At 73.9% G+C, this 20635-nt stretch carries 14 protein-coding genes; 3 read left to right on the forward strand and 11 right to left on the reverse strand.

Annotated elements, in window-relative coordinates; genetic code table 11:
• Window positions 1-44 precede the first annotated feature (44 nt).
• The 5 genes from ACN6LM_RS33025 to ACN6LM_RS33045 all read right to left on the reverse strand — a co-directional run bounded on the left by ACN6LM_RS33025 (window position 45) and on the right by ACN6LM_RS33045 (window position 7804).
• Window positions 45-419, reverse strand: a complete 375-nt coding sequence (locus ACN6LM_RS33025) for a hypothetical protein (protein WP_403988508.1) — start codon at window positions 417-419, stop codon at window positions 45-47.
• A gap of 70 nt (window positions 420-489) precedes the next feature.
• Window positions 490-2004, reverse strand: coding sequence for a methyltransferase domain-containing protein (locus ACN6LM_RS33030; RefSeq protein ID WP_445069073.1), 1515 nt, complete (start codon window positions 2002-2004; stop codon window positions 490-492).
• A gap of 62 nt (window positions 2005-2066) precedes the next feature.
• Entirely contained in the window at window positions 2067-3284 is a 1218-nt protein-coding gene (locus ACN6LM_RS33035; protein WP_445069085.1) for a glycosyltransferase family 39 protein, read from the reverse strand.
• Between the two features lie 156 nt (window positions 3285-3440).
• Window positions 3441-6974: a bifunctional glycosyltransferase/CDP-glycerol:glycerophosphate glycerophosphotransferase gene (locus ACN6LM_RS33040; protein ID WP_445069074.1), complete on the reverse strand. Its 3534-nt coding sequence runs from the start codon at window positions 6972-6974 to the stop codon at window positions 3441-3443.
• A gap of 209 nt (window positions 6975-7183) precedes the next feature.
• Window positions 7184-7804 (reverse strand): TetR/AcrR family transcriptional regulator, encoded by a 621-nt coding sequence (locus ACN6LM_RS33045; RefSeq protein ID WP_445069075.1) that lies wholly within the window; start codon window positions 7802-7804, stop codon window positions 7184-7186.
• 158 nt (window positions 7805-7962) lie between these two features.
• Here ACN6LM_RS33045 and ACN6LM_RS33050 point away from each other — a divergent pair, with 158 nt between their 5' ends.
• Complete coding sequence (locus ACN6LM_RS33050) at window positions 7963-8901, forward strand: ABC transporter permease (protein WP_445069076.1); 939 nt, start codon at window positions 7963-7965, stop codon at window positions 8899-8901.
• On the forward strand, window positions 8894-9664 hold the full coding sequence (locus ACN6LM_RS33055; protein WP_445069077.1) for an ABC transporter ATP-binding protein: 771 nt from the start codon (window positions 8894-8896) through the stop codon (window positions 9662-9664). Before ACN6LM_RS33050 ends, ACN6LM_RS33055 begins: the two co-directional genes overlap by 8 nt.
• A 30-nt stretch (window positions 9665-9694) precedes the next feature.
• Here the strand turns inward: ACN6LM_RS33055 and ACN6LM_RS33060 are convergent, their stop codons facing one another.
• Genes ACN6LM_RS33060 through ACN6LM_RS33085 form a run of 6 tightly spaced genes read right to left on the reverse strand, consistent with a single transcriptional unit; the run spans window position 9695 to window position 19203 of the window.
• Window positions 9695-13174 carry a hypothetical protein gene (locus tag ACN6LM_RS33060; RefSeq protein WP_445069078.1) on the reverse strand — a complete coding sequence of 1160 codons (3480 nt, stop codon included), beginning with the start codon at window positions 13172-13174 and terminating at the stop codon, window positions 9695-9697.
• Entirely contained in the window at window positions 13174-14253 is a 1080-nt protein-coding gene (locus tag ACN6LM_RS33065) for a hypothetical protein (protein WP_445069079.1), read from the reverse strand. The genes ACN6LM_RS33060 and ACN6LM_RS33065 overlap by 1 nt, the downstream gene beginning before the upstream one ends.
• A complete protein-coding gene (locus ACN6LM_RS33070) occupies window positions 14250-15296 on the reverse strand; it encodes an NYN domain-containing protein (protein ID WP_445069080.1) in 1047 nt (348 codons plus the stop codon). Before ACN6LM_RS33070 ends, ACN6LM_RS33065 begins: the two co-directional genes overlap by 4 nt.
• Window positions 15293-16843, reverse strand: a complete 1551-nt coding sequence (locus ACN6LM_RS33075) for a VWA domain-containing protein (protein ID WP_445069081.1) — start codon at window positions 16841-16843, stop codon at window positions 15293-15295. Before ACN6LM_RS33075 ends, ACN6LM_RS33070 begins: the two co-directional genes overlap by 4 nt.
• The gene (locus tag ACN6LM_RS33080; protein ID WP_445069082.1) at window positions 16843-18252 is read right to left on the reverse strand and encodes a SpoIIE family protein phosphatase; all 1410 of its coding nucleotides are present in this window, start codon (window positions 18250-18252) and stop codon (window positions 16843-16845) included. Before ACN6LM_RS33080 ends, ACN6LM_RS33075 begins: the two co-directional genes overlap by 1 nt.
• 27 nt (window positions 18253-18279) lie before the next feature.
• Window positions 18280-19203 carry a hypothetical protein gene (locus ACN6LM_RS33085; protein WP_445069083.1) on the reverse strand — a complete coding sequence of 308 codons (924 nt, stop codon included), beginning with the start codon at window positions 19201-19203 and terminating at the stop codon, window positions 18280-18282.
• Between the two features lie 138 nt (window positions 19204-19341).
• Here ACN6LM_RS33085 and ACN6LM_RS33090 point away from each other — a divergent pair, with 138 nt between their 5' ends.
• Window positions 19342-20463: an FHA domain-containing protein gene (locus ACN6LM_RS33090; protein ID WP_445069084.1), complete on the forward strand. Its 1122-nt coding sequence runs from the start codon at window positions 19342-19344 to the stop codon at window positions 20461-20463.
• The last annotated feature ends 172 nt before the right edge of the window (window positions 20464-20635 follow it).

The raw sequence follows: 20635 nt of genomic DNA on the forward strand, positions 1-20635 counted from the left end.
AGCGCACCGGAGTGTTCCGGTGCGGGCCCCTCGGCGTACCGCCGCTAGCGCTGCTGACCGGCCATGACCGTGACCAGGCCGACCACCACGAGCAGCGAGCCGCCCCAGGTCCACAGCGAGGTCCGCTCGTGCAGCACGGTCGCCCCGGCCAGCACGATCAGCAGGTAGCCGAGCGCGTTGAAGGGGTACGCGACGGAGAGCGGCACCTTGGCCAGCGTCGTCATCCAGGCGAGCGCGGACACCGCGAACACCAGCAGCCCGAACACGACCCACGGGCTGCCCGCGGCCCGCAGGGCGACGGAACCGCCGTCGCGCCCGGCGGCGGCCGCGGCGCCCTTCATCCCGTGCTTGAGCATGATCTGGCCGCCCGCCGACGAGAACACGGCGAACAGGAGCAGCAGCACACTGGGGAGGGTCAAGGACTTGCTCCTGACTGCGGGAACGGGCGTTTCGGGCGCCCGGACGGGCGCGGGTCCGGGGCGGGGCGCCTCAGACACCGACCCGGTCGGCGGGGACGTACTGTCGGTTGAGGATGTCCTGTACATCGACGTGCTCTCCAGCGATGATCGTCTCGGCCGCGTGCGGGGTGAGCAGGGCGACGTGCTGATAGCCGAACAGGGTCGGCCGGACGCGGGTCAGCAGCCTCGACGCCCCGCCGAGCACGGCGGCGAGCGGGCCCCGGCCGAGCAGCGACCAGAACGGCGCGCCGGTGGAGGAGAGTTCGAGGACGTCGTAGCCGGCGGCGCGCACGGTCCGGCGCAGGCTGGCCCGGGTGAAGAAGCGCAGATGCGTTTCGTCGAGGATGCCCCGGCGGTCGTAGTCGAAGGCGCCGACGGCGACCCGCAGCCGGGAGTACCAGTGGCTGAAGTTGGGGACGGACAGCAGCATCCGTCCGCCCGGCCGCAGTACGGCGGCCGCCTCGGCGAGGACGCGTTCGGGACGGGACAGGTGCTCGATGACGTCACCGGCCACCACGTAGTCGAAGCCGCTCCCGGCCTCGGCGGGCAGCCCCTCCTCCAGGTTGGCGAGGTGGAAGTGGCTGCACCGGTCGCGGACGCCGGGCACCTCGACGTAGTCGACGCCGGTCACCTCGTGGCCCAGTGACTCCAGCCGCTCGGCGAACAGTCCGCCGGAGCAGCCCAGGTCCAGGACGCGGCCCGGGGGGAGCGCGCGCATCTTCTCCAGGATGACCGCGTGCGAGGAGCCGTCGCCCTCCTTGAAGGCGTACTCGACGGGCTTGGGGATCCACCGGCAGGTGCCGAACCCCTTGACGGCGAGCCGGTATTCGAGGACGTCCTTGACGACGTCCTTGGCGTACTTCATGCCGTTGACGTAGCAGATCTCGTCGCCGTAGTACGTGGGGACGGGGATCTCCTTGATCCGCATGCCCGCGTGCAGCAGCTGCACGATGATCTGGGTGTCGAAGTCGAAGGCGTCGGTGTTCCGGTCGACGGGCAGCCGCTTGAGAGCGGCGACGCTGTACGCGCGGTAGCCGGAGTGGAATTCGGTCAGATCCGAGCCCAGGAGGCCGTTCTCCAGCCGGGTGAGGATGCGGTTGCCGAGCCACTTGTACATCGGCATGCCGCCCTTGAGCGCGCTGCCGGACGTCATCATCCGCGAGCCGAACACGGCTTCGCACTCACCGCGTTCGATGGGCGCGACCATCTCGGGGAGCAGCTCGGGGGCGTACTGCCCGTCGCCGTGCAGCAGCACGATGATGTCGAGTCCGTGCTCGGCGGCCAGCGCGTAGCCGGCCTTCTGGTTGCCGCCGTAGCCGAGGTTCTTGGTGTGCCGCATCACGACGGTACGGGGCATGCCCTCGGCCTGCGACCAGCGGCAGCCCGCCGTGAAGGTGGCGTCGTGACTCGCGTCGTCGAGGATGAGGATCTCGTCGATCCGCGACCGGAAGTCCTCCGGGATCCGGTCGAGGGTCTTCTCCAGCGTTGTCTCCGCGTTGTACGCGACCACCAGGATGCCGATCCTGGGGCTCGGGCTTTCCTTCACGGGGCGTTCTCCAGTTGCGCTCGGGGTGCGGTGCCGGGGTCGGGGACAGGGGCGTTGCGGGATCAGTCGACGGTGGAGCAGGAGCGGTGTTCCGTACGGGGTGCGGAGATCGGCGCCCGCTCGGCGGGGAGGGCGTCCGGGGGCGTGGCGAGGAGGCGGCGTGCGCCGGTGGCGAGGCCCGCCGCCAGGACGAACCAGCCGGCGGCGCCCAGGTACAGCACGGGCTCGCTCCAGCGCACGGCGGACCGGCCGCTGTAGCCGAGGGCGGCGACCAGGCCGACGACCGCGCTGTACGCGAACCCTTCGGCCGGGCCGAGCACGAACATCCCGGCGGCGGCCCAGGTCAGGTACTGGAGTCCGGACGCGGTCGACAGGAGGAGGAGCAGCCCCAGCGTGACGGCGACGACCCCGGGGGCCTCGGCGGGCCGCAGCCAGGCGAGGCGGGCGCCCGCGGCCACGCACACGAGGACGAAGAGGAAGTGGCCGCCGCCCTGCATGAAGGCGATGACCGGCTCGGGCAGTCCGAGGACGTCCGCGAAGCGCACCAGCCCCCACAGCCGGTAGCTGCCGCCCGCGTACTCCAGGACGTTGTGCACCAGGTCCATGGGCACGGTCAGCAGCGCCGGGCCCCACACGAGCGCGGTGACCCCGGCGAACCCGGCGGCGAAGCGGACCAGGACCGGCCGCCCGCCGCGCAGCGCGGCCACGAAGAGGGCCGGGATCACCACGACCGGGATGAACTTGACGCTGATCGAGAGGGCCGCCGCGACGCCCGCGGCGAGCGGCGCCTTCCGGTCGGCCAGGAGGTGGGCGGCGGCCAGCGCGAAGGCGACGGCGACGGCGTCGGTGTTGCCGTGGTAGCCGGAGGTCGCGATGAGCACCGGGCTGACGGCGACGCCGATCCCGCAGAGCATCGCGGTACGCGGGGTGGCCCGGCGGCGGACGATCTCGAACACGAGGACCGCGCAGGCGAAGTCGGCGGCCGACGCGGGGAAGCGGATCAGCGTGGCGAAGGAGAAGCCGAGTTCGGTGAGGCGGTCGAGGCCCAGCAGCATCCACCCGGCCAGCGGCGGGTGGTTGTAGACGGGGAGCCCGGGCAGCGGGTGCGCGTAGATGCGGACGGGGCCGTACCCGGTGATGGCCTTGGCGAACCCCGCGAAGATCCGCACGTCGGCGGGGCCGGGCGAGTTGGCCGCGATGATCAGGCGGGTGAGGAGGCCCGCGGTCGCCGCGACGAGCACGGCGGCCCTGGCCCGCCGCACGTCCGTTTCGCCCCACATTCGGATACCCATGAAACCAGAACGTAGCAAGGCGGCGACGCTATGCGACGCAGCGAATCGTCACCGTGGCGTAAACCCTGGGCTATGTGCCGCCCGGAAGACGCCGATGCCCGGCCGGTGCGGACCGGCCGGGCATCGGGGCGCCACCGCGGGCGACTACAGCATGCGGTCGACCACACGGGCGGTGGCCCGGCCGTCGTCCAGGTCGCAGAAGTCGTGCCGGAACTGCTCGTACGCCTTGGCGTGTCCGGCGATGGCCCGCTCCGGGTCCTTCAGCGCGGCGATCAGGTCGTCGGAGCCCGGGATCAGGGGGCCGGGCGCCCGCTTCTCGAAGTCGAAGCTGAACCCGCGCAGCGTGTCGCGGTAGTGCTCCAGGTCGTACGTGTGGAACAGCATCGGCCGCCCGGTCTGGGCGAAGTCGAACATCAGCGAGGAGTAGTCGGTGACCAGGGCGTCGCTGATGAGCATGAGTTCGCCGACGTCCGGGTAGCGCGAGACGTCCTTGACGAAACCCGTACCGCTGTCCGGGAGCCGGTCGGTGACCATGTAGTGACGGCGCACCAGGAGCACGGTGTCCTCGCCGAGTTCGCGTTCGGCGGCGGCCAGGTCGAGCTGGAGGCCCAGCGCGTAGCGCCCGCCCCCGAGGCGCTGGTCCTCGCGCCACGTCGGCGCGTACAGGACGACGCGCTTGCCGGCCGGGATGCCCAGCTTCTCCCGTACCGCGGTGGCGACCTTGGCGCGGTCCGGGGCGTGGAAGATGTCGTTGCGCGGGTAGCCGCACTCCAGCACCTCGCCCTCGAAGCCGAACGAACGGCGCAGGACGGGCGTGGAGAACGTGTTCGGCGAGACCAGGAAGCTCCACTGCCCGGCCCGCTCGGCGAGGGTCGCGATGTACCCGGCGTTCGCCTGGGCGGTGCCCGCGAGTTCGAGGCCGATGCGCTTGAGCGGGGTGCCGTGCCAGGTCTGGACGACGGTCTGGTCCTCGCGGCGCACGAACCACTCGGGCAGCTGCGTGTTGGTGATGACGTAGCGGCTGCGGGCCAGCGCCTCGTGCCAGGCGGCCGAGCCGTGCTCGACGGCGGTGGTGCCCTCGGGCACGATCGCCTGCTGGTCGCGGACGACCCAGATGTGCTCCACCTCGGTGCCCCGGCGCACCAGCTCCTCGTAGACGGCGCGCGGCGAGTCCGAGTACTGGCGGCCGTCGAAGGTGCTGTAGAGCGCGGCGGCGCGCAGCGGCTCGGAGCGCTGTGCCGCGTACGCCTCGCTCAGCAGGCGCTTGGCGCGCGGGCCGCGCTCGGCGGCGCTGAGCACGGAGCCGGAGACCACGAGGAGCTGGTCGCCGAAGCGGCGCTCCAGGGTGTAGTCGCGGCCGCCGAGCGAGCGGGTGGCGGGCAGGGTGTGGAAGGCGGAGGCGGGGAGCCGCAGCGCACGGTCGCCGCTCTCGTCGGCGGCGCCCTTGTCCCGGAAGAAGAAGTACCAGTTGCCCTCGCCGAGCGGCACGGCGCCGCCCGGTCCCTCCACGGCGTCCGGCCGCAGCTCGGCGCGGAAGCGGCGGGCGCCCTCGGGTCCGGTGAACTCGACCGGGAAGACCTGCTCCTCGCGGTGCGCGCTGTTCTGCACGACCAGCTCGACCGGGTGCTCCGGGTCCTCGGGGAAGGTGCCCTCCAGGAACAGCCGGCCGTCGTCCGTCCAGCTGGCCAGCTCGACGGCGGGCTGCACGGGGCGGTCGCTGATCACCAGGTTGCCGCGCGTGCTGACGACGAGGGCCAGCTCGCGGCGGGCGCCGTCCGCCCCCTCGGCGAGCGCGTAGCGGCCGGGGTGGACCGAGCCGGGCGCGTCGAGCGACGCCTTCAGGCCCGTGCCGACGAGGTGGACGCTGTACGCGACGCTCTTCGGGGCGTCCTCGTCGGCGGGGCGGTTCTCCTCGACGGCGGCGAGCGGCAGCTCGGCGGTGAAGCGGTTCCAGCCGGCCCCGGCGCCGGAGCCCACGGTGACGGGCACCTCGACGGTGGTCTTCGTGGCGCCGTGCGTCAGGGCCAGCGTCAGCTCGTCCTTGACGAGGCGGGCGCGGACCACACCGGTCACCTTGACGGTGCCGGACCGGTCGCCGGGCCCGTGGGTCTCGAAGCGGGCGTCGACGCGCTCGGAGTGCAGCACCAGCTTGTCGCCCTCGAAGGCGGGGACGATGCGGTGGTCGCCGTCGGGGCGGTGGACGGGCGGCGCGACGGACGCCTCGCGGACCGAGGGGAAGGCGCGGCGCAGCAGGCCGCCCCGGGCGATGCCGACCTGGAACTGGAAGGTGAGCTGCTTGGGGCCGCTGTCCGCCTGGACGCGCAGCTTGGAGGCGTCGACGGTGATCTCGAAGCCGGCGCGGTGGTAGTCGTGCAGGCTCTGCCGCGAGCGGGCGGTGGCCTCGGGCTCGTCGGTGCGGCGCAGCCGGAGCGGGACGACATGGCGCCGGCCGGCGCGCAGCCAGCCGATCCGGAACTCACTGGCCCCGGAGGTGACCGGCAGGTTGCGGATGTACGCGTAACCGCTGAGGTGCAGCTTGCCGTCCCGCCACCGGGCGTCGCGCAGCCGGGCGGCGAGCGGCAGGTCGCGGTCGGCGACGCGCGCCACGGGCGCGGGCACGGGCCGGCTGAGCACGGGGTAGTGGGCCACGCGCTTGCGCATGCCGCTGACCTCGAACGCGCCGGGCTCCCGCTTCTCCTGGAGGAGCAGCGCGATCAGCTCGTCCATGCGGTGCTCGCGCACCAGGTACCACATCACGCGCAGGCGCAGCGGCAGCCCGTCGAGCACCGAGGGGTCGACCTGGTCGATGAACTTGTTGGTGTACGTCAGGAACGCGTCCCGGTACTCCTGGTCACCGTCCGGCAGGACCTCCATGAAGTACCAGAGGTCGTTGGCCAGCGCGTGGGCCTCGTAGTGGTTCTTGTCGGCGGGGGTGCGGTTCTCCGCCAGGAAGTCGGAGACGCCCTGGACGTGGGCGACGCGGTCGTGGATGCCGCGGACGACGGCCCGGCTGGTGGTGATGGAGCCGGGGCGGTCGCGCCAGTAGTAGACGGGGTCCTTGACGATGTCGACGGAGCCGGCCAGGAAGTGGGCGGGCAGCACGACGGGGATGTCCTCGTACAGCGCGCCGACCGGGAAGGCGAACTCGTGCTTGTCCCAGAAGGAGCGGCGGAAGACCTTGTTGCAGGCGATGCGGTCGCCGAGGAGGTCCTGGTCGCGCGAGACGTGGGTGCGCTTGCGCGTGGTGGCCATGGGCTTGCGGAACATCGGCGACTGCACCAGCTTGCCGCCCGCGCGCAGCCGCAGGACGTTGCCGGACGCCAGGTCCGAGCCGGTCTCCTCCAGCGATTCGACCAGGAGCTCGTAGGCGTTCGGCGGGATGATGTCGTCGCTGTCGCAGAAGGCCAGGTAACGGCTCTCCGGGTGCGCGTTGCGGAACCCGGTGTTACGGGCGTGCCCCAGTCCGCCGTTCTTCTGCCTGACCAGCTTGAAGCGGTCGTCGCTCGCGGCGAACTCGGCGGCCAGCGCGGCACTGCCGTCGGTGGACCCGTCGTCGACCATCACCACCTCGAGGTCGGTCATGGTCTGCTCCGCGAGGGACTTCAGACAGTCCGTCAGGAAGAGTTCCACGTTGTAGACGGGGACAACGACACTGAGCCGTGGCGGCATGTTGAGCACGTCCGTTCATCAAGGGCCTGGCTATCCGTAGGGCTCAACCGCAGGGGCGGTCGGGGGTCACCGGTTACGGTCCCGAACGAGTGACTGCGCCTGCACCGTGCTCGCCCCGTGCACATGCTCCGGAAGGCCCGGTGGGCGGCCCGCCCACCAGATTAACCGATCGAAGGGTGACCCCTACAAGCACGCTGGCACACCCCCGCGAGCTGCCATCAGGCGGGGTCCGGGGCGTGTGTGAGCGCCGCCACTGCCGAGGCCGCGAGGTCGTCCAGATACCCCGGGGGCACCTCGCCGCGGACCACCGCGAGCCGCCAGTAGAGCGGCCCGACGATCAGGTCGAGGGCGCGGTCGGGATCGCTGCCGGGCGGCAGCTCGCCGCGTGCGACGGCGTCCCGGACGACCACGGCGGCGACGCCCTGCTGCGGGTCGAGCAGGGCTGCCTTGATGGCGTCGGAGATCTCCGGGTTCCGGGCGGCCTCGACCAGCAGGTCCGGGATGACCTGGGAGGCCAGCGGGTGGCGCAGGGCGTACGCGGCCAGTTCGAGCACGGAGCGCACGTCCCCGTGGAGGGAGCCGGTGGCGGGGGCGGGCATGCCCTGGGCGGCGACGGCCGAGACCAGGTCCAGGACCAGGTGCAGCTTGGACTTCCAGCGCCGGTAGACGGCGGTCTTGCCGACGCCGGCCCGGCGTGCGATGCCCTCGATGGACATCCGGGCGAACCCGACCGCGGCGAGCTCCGCGAACACCGCGCTGCGGATGGCGTCGGTCACGTCCTCGCGCAGGACGGCGGCTCCCGCCGGGGCTCGGCGGCGGCTTCCGGGGTCGGTGGTCATGGCCGAATCATAGTCCGCGACGACGAAACGGTTGCGTTCCGACGCAGATACGTCCTACCCTCGGCGTTGCGACGATACGGTCCCGTCCCGTCGCCGGGCGCGTCCTTCTCCGCCCGTACGCCGTGCCCCCGCCTGCCCGCCTCCCGTCGAAAGCGATCGTGGTGAGCCAGACAACAGCCCCGGCCCCGGCGGACAGCCCGCCGACCCTCTCCCCGCCCGTGTACGGCTCCGGCGAGCTCGCCGCGCTCGCCGCGCGGCACGGGCTGACCGTGAGCGGCGCGCGGCCCTCGCTGCCCGCGTACGTACGGCAGCTGTGGGGGCGGCGGCACTTCATCACGGCCTTCGCCACGGCCAAGCTCACCGCCCAGTACAGCCAGGCGAAGCTGGGCCAGATCTGGCAGATCATGACCCCGCTGCTCAACGCGACGGTCTACTACTTCATCTTCGGCATCCTGATGAAGACGAAGCACGGCGTGCCGGACTTCGTCCCGTTCCTGGTCACGGGCGTCTTCATCTGGACCTTCACCAGCTCCTCGATCACCGCCGGCACCCGCGCGATCAGCGGCAACATCGGCCTCGTACGCGCGCTGCACTTCCCGCGCGCCTCGCTGCCGATCGCGCTCGCCCTGCAACAGCTCCAGCAGCTGCTGTTCTCGCTGGGCGCGCTGGTCCTGATCCTGCTGGCCTTCGGGCAGTACCCGCAGCCGGCCTGGCTGCTGGCTGTGCCGGCCCTGGCCCTCCAGGCCGTCTTCAACACCGGGATCTCGATGGCCATGGCCCGCCTCGCCGCGCGCACCCCGGACATCGCCCAGCTCACCCCGTTCGTGCTGCGCACCTGGATGTACGCCTCGGGCGTGATGTGGAGCATGGACACGATGCTGCGCGGCGACCGGGTGCCGGACTGGGTGAAACTGGCGCTCGAACTGAACCCGGCGGCCGTCTTCATCGACCTGGTGAGGTTCGCGCTCATCGACAGCTTCGGCGGGAACCAGCTGCCCCCGCACGTCTGGGCGGTCGCCGCCGGCTGGGCCCTGGTGTGCGGAGCGGGCGGCTTCGTCTACTTCTGGAAGGCCGAGGAGAGTTACGGACGTGGCTGATTCCCGGGTGCCCACCGTCGTCGTGGACGACGTCCACATCACGTACAAGGTCAACGGCGCCCGCACCGGCCGGGGCAGCGCCACCTCCGCGCTGAGCCGGATCGCGTCGCGCCGGCAGGCCCCGGGCGTGCGCGAGGTGCACGCCGTCAGGGGCGTCAGCTTCGCCGCGTACAAGGGGGAGGCGATCGGGCTGATCGGCTCCAACGGCTCGGGCAAGTCCACCCTGCTGAAAGCCATCGCGGGCCTGCTCCCCACCGCGAAGGGCCGCGTCCACACCCACGGCCAGCCCTCGCTGCTCGGCGTCAACGCCGCCCTGATGAGCGACCTGACCGGCGAGCGCAACGTGATGCTCGGCGGCCTCGCGATGGGCATGAGCCGCGAGGAGATCCGCGAACGCTACGACGGCATCGTGGAGTTCTCCGGCATCAACGACAAGGGCGACTTCATCACCCTGCCGATGCGTACGTACTCCTCCGGCATGGGCGCCCGCCTCCGCTTCTCGATCGCCGCCGCCAAGAACCACGACGTCCTGCTGATCGACGAGGCCCTCTCCACCGGCGACGCCCGCTTCCAGCAGCGCAGCAAGGCCCGAATCCTCGAACTGCGCGAACAGGCCGGCACGGTGTTCCTGGTGAGCCACCACAACAAGTCGATCACCGAGACCTGCGACCGGGCGCTGTGGCTGGAATCCGGGACCCTCCGCATGGACGGCCCGGCGAAGGACGTGATGAAGGAGTACGAGAGGTTCACGGGCCGCAAGTAGACGGGGCGGTGACCGGCGCCCGCCTCCCGGTCACCGCCCCGCCGGCGCCGCCCACAGCCGCAGCAGCACCCGCTCCGGCCGCTCCCCGCCCGCCAGGAGCGACGCGGCCCGCCGCCAGGACGCGACCGGCAGCCGGTGCTCGGTGACCAGCCGGTACAGGACGGCCAGCGGCCCCGGCAGCATCAGCAGCTCCCCGAGCAGCCGGGCGTCGGCGGGCGGCGCCTCGCTCGACAGGACCAGGTCGAGCGCGTCCGGACCGAACCGCTCCACCAGTTCGAGCCCGTCCTCACCGGCCGCCAGCAGCCACGGCGTGAGCCGGCCGCTCCGGGCGCCGTGCCGCTCCCCGTGCTCGATCAGCAGCCGCAGCACCCGCTGCCCGGCTCCCCCGGCGAGCAGCGGCAGCCAGCGCGGCCCCCAGACGGTGAGGGCGTCCGCCGCGCCCGGCAGCCGCTGCTCGATAACGGCCGCGGTGACCGCCACGCGCGGTCCGAACCGGACGCCGAGCGTCAGCACCGCCTCCAGCGAGGGCCCCGCGAGCACCCCGGTGAGCGGCGCGAGCCCGGCGAGCGTCCGGCGCTTCTCGGGGCTGAGCCCGCGCCGGTCCGCGAACTGCTGGGCGATCACCCCGAGCCCCTCCCGCAGCAGGGCCCGCAGCGCGGCGGCCGGGTCCGGGGCGCCGAGGATCATGGGCAGTTCGCGCCGGGCCCGCGGATCGAGGACGGCCTCGGGCTCGGCGGCGTACAGACCGAGGAGCGCGGCGCGCTGTCCGGGGCTGCCCAGGGAGGCGAGCAGCGCCAGCAGGGCGGGCTCGGCCCGCAGCGTCTCCAGCACCGAGGCCCCCGCCCCGGACGTGCCCAGGACCGCTTCGGCCACCCGGCGCTCCAGCCCCTGGCCGTTCACCGCCCAGTCGCGTATCCGGCCGGGGCGCTCCACCACGTTGCCCACGATCCAGCTGAGCGGCTTGCCCCTCACGAGTTGGGTACGGGACCACTCGACGGCTGCCGCGGTGGCGAGCGGGCCCGCCTGCTCGCTCTCGTAGGACCGCTCCTGGAACGCGACGAGCACCTCGTCGAGCGGGTGCCCCAGGCCCTGCGCGTAGGCGCCGAGGATCTCCATCGCCCGCTGGTCCAGGCCCAGTTCGTGAGCGTGCCGCAGCCCCTGTGTGCCGAGGCGGGCGAGGGCCCCCTCCGGGTCGGGGAAGGCGGCGGTGATCTCCGCGATGTCCAGGTCGCCCTGCTCGGCCAGCCAGCGGGACGCGAGCAGCGGGTGGGCGCAGACGGTGCCCCAGTGCTCGGCGCCGGTGCCCAGCAGGGCGCGGACCGCGTCCCGGCCGGGGACCTGGGCGTCGGCCGCGATCCGGAGCAGCACCCGGGCGTCGACCGTGCCCGCCGGGTCCTGTGCCACGATCTGCACCCAGCCCAGGCCGAGCGCGCCCAGGTGCTCGGGCTGCCGGAGCCCGTCGAGCAGCATCCGCCACATCTGCGGGGTGTAGCGGCTGAGCAGGTCCAGGTCCTCGCCCTGGAGGTGCGGGCCGAGCAGTCCGAGGAGTTCCGGATCCTCCAGGCGGCCGGCGAGGAACTGCAGGCTGGGCGCCGGGATCTCGCAGAGCGCGGTGACGAGCGCGTCGTCCATTCCGGCGACGGCCTCGGCGAGCCGGGCCGGGGCCACCTCGGTCACGGCGGTGCACAGCCGCCCGTACAGGCCGACCCGGCGGATGCCGGACCGCTCGCGCAGGGCGTCCTCCATCAGCAGCTCCCCCGGCGCCACCGGGCGGTCGGGGTCGAAGACGTCCGCGAGCCGGGTCGCGACCGGGAGCAGCCGGCGCGCGGCCTCGTCGTACAGGTCCTCGGCGGCGGGGCCCAGCAGCGCGGACATCAGGCAGTCGCGGAAGAGGGAGCCGGGGACCCCGGACAGCGCGGCGACCAGGCGCCGCATTCGGGCCTCGTCGAGCAGCCGGTTCTGTTTGCGCATGCCGGGGGCGTTCTGCCGGGCGCGCACGGCGACCAGGAGTTCGGTGTTGGTGCCGAAGCAGTCGGTCATCTGGTCCAGCAGCCTGCCGCGCTGGCGCGGGGGCATCTGGTCGGCGCCGCCGAGGGCGAGCGTCCAGCCCGCCGCGAAGGTCCGCCGCCGCATCGCCTGGCCGCCCACGCCGCCCAGCAGCTCCGCGGAGTAGGCGTCCATGTCGCGGTCGGTGAGGTACGGCAGCTGGTCGGCGGGGCGGCCCGCGATCCTGGGCACGGACGCGCTGAGATCGTCCGGGTCGACGCGCTGGGCGGGCGCGCCGTGCACCCCTTCGATCCGTCGCAGGTCCTCCTCCCCGATCCGGCCCGCGACGACGAGCCGGGAGCCCGGGGCGGCGGCCGCGGCCCGGCAGACCTGGGCGGTGAAGTCCTTCGGGTTCAGCAGGACCCAGCCGGCGCCGGAGAGCAGGGTGGCCGTCCGGGTGCCGAGCCGGCGCTGTTCGAACGCGGCGAGCGCGAGCACCCGGGGCCCGTGGTCGTGCAGCAGCCCGAGGCGCAGCACCTCGGGGTTGATGTCGAGCCGGCCGCCGCCACCGGCCCCCTGCGCGGCGTCGTCGTACACGAGCAGCGCCTCGGCCTCGGTGAAGTCCCGCAGGGCGCGGGCCTCCTCCTCCTGCCGGGCGGCGCGGGCCAGCGTGTCGGCGAGCTGCCCGGGGCGCAGCGCGGGCACGCGCTGGAAGCCGGCCGCCGCCAGATATCCGCCGAGGTCCGCGGGGCCGCGCACCGGTCCCCAGGCGGCGGGCGGCAGTCCGCAGGCCATCCAGCCGGCCAGCCGGGTCAGGGCCCGCAGCTGCACCTCGCGCCAGCGCACCGCCGTGTCCTGCCCCGTGGTGGAGGCGGGCGGCAGGTCCTCGCCCAGCAGGAGAGCGCTCGGCAGGGACATGCCCTGCGCCCCGGGCAGCCGGCCCTCGGACGGCACATAGCCGTGGCGCCCGAGACCGACCAGGGCGAGCGAACCGGAGTTGACGACGAGGTGGTCCGGGGAGAGCTCCAGCGGGGTGAATCCCGCCCGCGCCATGTCGTCCAGGGCCCGGCCCAGCGGGACCAGGGTCTGCAGGGCCTGGGCCGGGGTCCAGCGGTGGCCGGCCGCGAGCATGGTGTCGAGGTCGTCGCGTTGCCGCAGGGCGTGCAGGGGGACCGAGGAGGCGCCGGGCGACCAGGCGGTGACCAGGGCGGGCGGCAGTCCGGGGTGGTCGACGATGTCCAGCAGCGCGGGGGTGACCGGATTGCCCGCGGCGAGGAGCGCCGCCGCCCGGCCCCGCTGCCGGCGGTTCGGGAAGACCCGCAGCGCCCCGTACGCGTCGGCGTCCTCGTCCTTCACCAGCCGGGTGGCCCGGACGGCGGCGCCACCCGACGAGCGCAGATGGCCGGGGCGCAGCTGTACGGTGTGCGGCTCCCAGATCCGGCCGGAGCGGCCGGGGATGCGGGTGAGGAGCCGGGTGAGGGTGGTTCCGCCGGCCTGGGGCGCCGAGGTGTGCCGGTCGTTCATCACTGCTCCCCGAGGATGCGCAGCGCGGACTGCAGGGCCGTGGCGCTGCGGGCGCGGGCCAGGTCGGTGCGGACCCGGTCGACGGTGGCCAGCCGGAACTTCTTCGCCGACAGGCAGGTGGTGAGGGCGTTGGTGAGGATCGGCCCGTAGCGCAGGTTGGCGATGAACCGGCGGGCCGGGGCGCTCACGTCGAAGTCCTCGGCGTACAGCTCGCGCGCCTGGCGGTCGGTGAGCCTGCGCAGGGCGGCGGCGTGGGCGAGGGTGGCGCCCAGCATGTAGATGTCGAACCGTTCGGAGGCGGGGGCCATTTCGGAGGGTTCGTCGGTGCCTTCGGCGGAGGGCGGGGCGTAGGCGCGCGTAGTGGTGCTGATGCGGTCGCCGATCTGCACGGCCGCGTCGTAGTCGATGAGCACGTACCGGGCGGGCGGCCCGAGCACGAGGATGTTCTCCGGCTTGATGTCGGCGTGGATCCAGCCCTTGGAGTGCTCGCTGCCGTTGTGCCGGTCGGCGTGCAGCGCGGCGAGCGTGTTGCACAGCTGCTCGGCCAGGTCCAGGAGCTGGTCGGGCTTGAAGCGGCGGTGCGCGGCGGCCCGTTCGTCGATCTCCTCCTGGAGGGTGCGCGAGACCCCGCCCTGATGGCCGATGAACTGCTGGACGAGGAAGCTCTCGTACGGCACCTGGCCGCCGTCCGGACCGCCGTGCCGTCCGTCCGCGAGCAGCGAGGGGGAGGGCTGCGCCTCGACGCTGATCACGACCGGGCACTGCTGGGTGAGCTGCGCGGCCTGCCGGGCGGCCCGCAGTCCCTGGTCGCGCTGCTTCTGCTGCTCGCCGAGCGCGCCGAGGACGCTGCGCGGGTCGTCCAGATGGGCCTGGGACCACCACATGCCCTTGATCACCACGTCGCCGCCGGACCAGCTGTCCCGGGCGAGTACGGCGTACCCCTGGCCGGCCCCGGCGAGCAGGCGGCGGGTGCGGAACCGGCCGTCGTCGCCGTAGCTCTCGGGTATCCAGGCGAGCCGGGGCGAGCCCAGGTTGTCGGGGTGGTCGGCCCGTACCCAGCCGGGCCGGAAGCCGGTCATCCGGTCTCCTCGCTTCCGGCGGCGTCCCGGCCGCCGGGCCCGTTGCTGATGCGCAGCCGTACGAGGCCGGGGCCCAGGTGGAGTTCGTCGCCGTCCTCCAGCGCGTAGGCGGTGCCGACGGCCAGCCGGGCGGTGCGCGGCAGTCCGTCGAAGTCCAGCTCCGGGTTGAGGAAGGAGGCGTTGTTCTCGGGCAGGTGCTCGGCGAGGGGCCGGCCGTCGTCGTCCAGGAAGATGCGCAGGTGGGCCCGGCTGATCTCGGCCGCCCGGCCGGCGCCGAGCCCTTCGGTGACATCGGTGGTGCCGGGACGTGAGCGCGACACCCGGCCCAGCGTCAGGCCCTCCGGCGGGACGGTGACCGTCGTCCGGACGGTGTACCCGTGCTGCACGGTGACCAGGACCGGGCCCACGTCCAGGTCTTCGGGGACCGGTGGCTCGAAGACCACCTCGACCGCCTCGTAGCCGCACGAGCGGCAGAACCACCGGTTGCCGTCCTTGTTGACCTGGCGCGGCAGCAGGACCGCACCGCCGCGCAGGCAGGTGCCCGCAGGATCGGTGCAGCGGAAGCGCTCCTCCGCGTCCTCGCGGAGCAGCCCGGCCTTGTCCAGCTTGTGCAGCCGGTCGCGCTCGATCTGCTCGTCGGTGGCGACGCCCAGGTGGCGGGGGGTGAACACGACCCGGCCGTGCATCCGGCGCACCGACCAGACCCGGGAGTTGTTCCCCTGCAGCCAGGTGTGCTCGCGGCGGGCGAAGCGGAAGTTGTCGCTGGAGACGATGGCGGCCCCGAACTGCGCGGCGAGCGCCAGGATGCGGTCGTCGGCGTCGCCCTGGTGGACCTCCAGCCACTGCTCGCGCTCGGCCTGCCGCACCAGGTGCTGCTCGTCGAGGAAGGGGCGGACGCTGGCGTCGAGCACGGCGATCGCACTGCTGCCCGGGTGCTCGCGCAGCCAGGCGTCGCGCACCCCGACGACGCGGGAGAAGGGCCAGGGCCGCTTCCTGGTGGCGGCGACGTTCGAGGCGTCGATGATGACGCCGGGCACGCTCACCGCGGGTCCCGGCCCGGCGGCGGTTGGGTGGGGGCCGCGGGCGGCGGGGTGGCCGGAGCACCGTAGGCACCGCTGCCGAGGCCGCCGCCGTACGTGCCGCTGCCGCCCGTGTACGTACCGCTGCCGTAGGCGCCGCCGTAGTCCGCGTCGTCGTCATCGTCGTCGTCGAGGCTGGACCGCCTGCGCCGGGCCCGGATCTCGTCGGGGGTCTCGACCGGGATCTGCTGGAACCAGTCCCGCTTGGACTTCGTGGAGCTGCGGCTGGACGCCGCCCGTGCCTCGTTCGCCACGTCCTTGGGGTCGAGCCCTTCGCGCAGGCCGCCGCTCGCCCGCTGGTATGCGGCGACGAGCTCGGGGGCGGGGATGCGCCCGGCCCGCTCGACGCCCTCCTGGTAGATCCGCTCGCGTTCGCCCGCGGAAGTGGCCGCCGCGATGCGCGCGTTGATCTCCCGGTCCAGTTCGATGCCCCTGATCTGCCGCTTCAGGTCGGGCTGCAGGATGGGGGACGCCGGGTTGTCGACGGTACGCAGCGCGATCTGGCCGGGGGCCAGCTGCCGGGCGTCGCGCCCGGAACCGAGGGACCCGGTCGCCTTCAGTACGGGCATCGGGCCGGCGCTGATCCGCTCGGGGGCCCGCAGTTCGAGCGCGTAGAGGGGCTGGCCCTCCTCCCCCGCGCCGATCGCGCCGAGCTTGAGGTGCACCCGGCTGGGCCGCCGCCCGCCGCCGTCCGCGACCGCGCCCTCGATGCGCCGGCGCGTCGGGTCGAGCTGGTAGACGCCGAGGACCGGGAAGTTCGGGTTGATCTCCAGGAAGAGTTCGCCGCTGCCCGCCACCACGTCCCGGCCGAAGGCCGCGAACCGGGCCGTGATCTGCTTCATCGCGCCCGCCGCCCCGGCCCGGGACGCGACGTGCTCGGGCAGGCCGGTCGGCGCCAGCCGTTCCAGGAGCCCGAAGTCGGCACCGGCGCCGATGCCGATCACATCGGTGTGCAGCTCGCGGTCGGCGGCCTCGGCGGCGAGCGCGGCGAGCCGGCCGGGGTCGGTCTCGCCGAAGTTCGGCAGGCCGTCGCTGAACAGCACCACCCGCCGCGAGGCCGCCCGCTGCTGCTCCAGCTGCTGGTACGCGCGCCGCAGCGCGCCCTCGATGTTGGTCCAGCGGCGCTCGTCGTCGAGGTTGCCGTTCCACCGGCCGCGCCGCTGGAGTTCGCCCGCGGCACCGGAGAAGCGCACCCCGGCGTTCTGGGCGAAGGTCAGCACGTCGATGTGGGCGTTGCCCGGCAGCGCGGCGAGCAGCTCCCGCACGCCCGCCTCCGCGACCTGCTTGCGGCTCGGCCGGTCCGGGTCGTCCGGGTCGGCGAACTCGTCGCTGGTCGAATCGGCCCTGATCTCCATGGAGTAGCTGTCGTCGACAGCGAGGACGTAGGCGACGCCCTCGGCGACCCGGTCACGGCGTCCCAGCTCGCGCGGGGCGATCAGGACGGTGAACTCCTCCCCGATGTGCACCTCCTGCCGGTCCGCGGTGATCTTGATGTCCTCGGTGGCGCTCATCAGTCCTTCGCCTCCCCCACCGCGCAGACCAGCGCGGTCGCGTTGTCCCATCCGCCCAACGCCTCGGCCCGCTGCACGAGAGCGGCGGCGAGGGCGGGCGCCGTCGGCCGGCCCGACGCGTCGAGCTGGGCGGTCAGTTCCGCGAGTACGGCCCCGAACCACCGGTCCCGCTCCGGTTCGGTCGCCCCGTCGGACGCGAGGAGCAGCAGGTCCCCGGGGCCGACCTCGAAGGTGCGGTGCGCCCAGCGGGCCGCGCCGCCGCCGAGGAAGGAGACGAGCTGCGACTCCTCGCCCTCCGCGTCGGCGGTCACCCGCAGCCGCTCGGCGAATCCGGTGTGGGCGGGTGTCAGCTTCCAGGCCGTGTACGGGATCTCCCCCGCCGGTACGCGCAGCGGGCGGATCAGCCATGCCTCGGCGTCGCCCACCGACACGACGGACGCGGTCCCGTCCGGCCGCACCGTCGCCAGGACCGCGGCCGCGCTGCCCTCGGCCGTGGCCCGTCCGACCGCCGCGTCCAGCTCCCCGATCAGCTCACCGGGCCGGAAAGCACCCCGGTGCTCGTCCCCGGGGACCTGGGCCTGCGGGTCGCCCGGCGCGCCCCTGGGGCGTGTATCGGGGGCGCCGCCGTCCGCCGCCTCCTCCAGCCGCCACCGGCGCACGACCTGTTCCAGGGCCGCCCGCGCCGCCGTGCCGCCCGTGCCGTCGCCGTCCCCGGTCACCCCGTCGAAGACGGCGCACCGCAGCACTCCGCCCGGCCCGGTGGACGCCCCCGCCGTGTCCTCGTTGTCCGTGGCCGGGTCACCCTTGGCCTTGCGCGAACCGACCCCCGATTCGCGGTAGCAGCGTGTCGACACGCCTTCGGACGTACGCCGGTCCAGCGCCTCGTGCAGCGGGGCGAGACCGGCGGCGACGCCGTGCCTCAGGTCGTGCCCGAGCAGCCGCCGGCAGACCGCGTCCAGACCGGGCGGAAAGGCCCCGGCGAACACGTCCAGCATGTGGAGGGCGTCGCGCACGTCCAGGGACGGCCGCTCCGCCACGGCGTCCACCAGGGCCCTGACCAGCGCCCTGCGGTCCCGGAGCTGGGGTGCCGTGTGCGGCGCCCCGTCCCCGCGGTCACGGGCGCGGACCCGCCCCTCCAGGTCGTAGCGGGGCAGCGCGGCCACCTGCCAGCCCTCGTACGCGTCGTGCCGGACGGACTCCGCGACCAGGCTCCCGGGCCCGGCGAGGTCCAGGGCCTCGTCGACCGCCCGCCACAGTCCGGGCAGGGCCCCGACCAGGTCGTCGCGGGCCAGGCTGTGCGCGTCGAGCACACTGTCGCGCAGGGTCGGCGCCAGCGTCTGCGGCCACTCGACGGTGATCTCCGGCAGGGCGACGGCGCCGCTGCCGGCTGCCTCTGCGGGCGGTTCCACGTTCATATCCCCCTCGTAACTCCCTTTTCAGCGGCCGCCGTTGGCCCGCCGTCTGCGGTCGCGCACATGCTGGAGGACTCCGGCCTGCTCCGCCCTGGCCAGCTCGGCACCCAGCCGGGCGACCTCCGCCTCGGCCCGCAGCGCCCGGTCCTCGGCCCACTGCGCCCGCTCCTGCCACTGCCGGACGACCGCGGCGACGTCGTCGCGGGCCTGCGCGATCTGCTGCTCGGCGTACGTCCGCGCACGCCGGGACGCCTCCTGCGCGCGCTGCTCGCGCTCCGCCGCCCGCGCCTCGGCCGCCTCGGCCCGGGCCCGCGCCTCCGCCTGGGCCTCGGCGAGTTCGCGTTCCGCCCGGCGCGTCCGCGCCTCCGCGTCGGCCCGGGCCGCGGCGCGTTCCTCCGCGACCGCGCGCTGGAGCAGGGTGTCGAGATCGGGGCCCTGGCCGACCGGGAACACCCCTGACCGGCCGGACGCGGCGGAGGCGTGCGGCTCGGGGTCCTCGTACAGCTCCGACACCGGGGTCGCGGCGCCGATGGGCGGGTCGGCGAGGGCGAGCGGGACGAGCCGTACGGTGAGCGCGGCCGGGTCGACGACGACCACCGGCCGCCAGCCGGTGAACCCGTCCGCCCCCGTATCCCCGTCCTCGTCCGGGACGACGGCGACCCGGCAGCCCGAGCCGAGCACGGCGACCTGCCCGTCCACCTCGGCCCACAGCGTCTCGCCCGCGGTCAGCAGGGACGCGGCGACCTCGGGGGAGGGCGCGGGGATGGCCTGGGGCCGCTGGGCGGGCTGCGGCGGCACGGCGGGCGGTGCCTGCCCGCCGGACGCGGCCGGCACCTCGTCGGCGAAGCTGCCCCAGCCGTCGCCCCCGGTGTCCTGGCCGGCCGCCGGCCCGGTCTGCGGGCGGTTGTCCGGCGGTGGCGCGGCCGGCCGCGGCGGTGTCTCGTCCACGAACGAACCCCACTCCGACACCGGAACGCCCCCACGTTGCTCGCGCCTGCCACCGAACTGGCCAATATAGTTGCAGAGCAAGGGAATTAACACGCAATCAGTTCTGTCGGACCGGCTTCTCGGGGAAGGCGTCCCGCGATGGAAAAGCACCTCACCACGGACTTCACCGAGGCGTGCTTCCTGGTGGATCTCTCCCATGTGGTGCGCAACCAGCACCTGGGCGAACCCGGCGCCCGTTCCCTGCGCCGGCTGAGCCTCCTGGTGGACGCCGCCAAGGCGCTCGCCCGCGACCCGGACGTCAAGCTGTACCTGGTGGCCGACGCGAGCCTGCGGCGCGGGGGCCGCCAGGAGTTCACCGACCCCGCCGACATCCGTCTGCTCGGCCGCTGGGTGGACCGCGGTCTCGTGGAGGAACTGCCGGACGCCGATCCCCGGCTGCTCGAACTGTGCGCGTACACCGGTATCCCGGTCATCAGCGGCGACCGCTTCCGCGGCCACCGGGACGAGCACCCGTGGCTCCAGGGCAACACCGACGACTTCCTGGAGGCCGTCCCGGCCGCCGGGCGCACGGTCCGGCTGGTTCCCGTCGACATGGGGGTGGCCCGCGCGGTGGACATGTCCCGGAAGCACGAGGAGGACGTGCTGAAGAAGATGGGCCTGCTGGACGGGCACCGCACCCCGCGCTTCGACATCGTCGGCCGCAACTGGCGCTGTGAGGAGCGCCGTTGCACGTTGTACGACACGCACAAGGGCAGCGCCGCGCTGCTGCCGCGCGTCGTCGGGGGTGTCCCCCGCTGCCAGAACCACGGCACCGCGCTGGTCGACGAGGGCCCGCGCCGCGCGACCGTTCAGCTGAAGCTGCTGGTCGTGGGGGAGCTGAAGGGCCGGTTCACCCTGGAGGACGGCACCCGGGTGAAGGTGGGCCGGGCCCCCGGCGCGGGCGGCATCACACTGCACGGCCTCGTCCCGGACCACCTCACCGGAGGACTCAGCCGCAGCCACGTGGAGCTACGGGTGACGGGGGGCATCGTGCACGTGACCGACCACAGCACGTACGGCACCCAGTGGCGCCCGGGTCCGGGCCCCTGGCAGCCCCTGCGCCCCGCCGGACGGCAGTACCGCGGTGGCGACGAACTCCAGCTGGCCGAGGGCGTCGTCCTCTCCCGCAGCGGCCGCCGCTTCCCCACGGAACTGGCCCAGGACTGGCAACGCCGCCAGCCGCCCCCGCCGGAAGCCACCACGGAAACCCGCCTGTACTGACCCGGCTCCCCGCCCGCCCCGGCAACTCCGGCCCACCCGCGCCGCTACCGGCCCGCCGGGCCCCTCCCGGCCCGTCCGGCGATCGAGGGCGCCCGAACGGCAGGTCCAGGCCCGTCCGGCGACCGAGGGCAAAGGGGCGGGGGGGCGCGAACCCGCGACCGCCCGCCTGTGA

The organism is Streptomyces sp. SAS_281 (assembly GCF_052542855.1).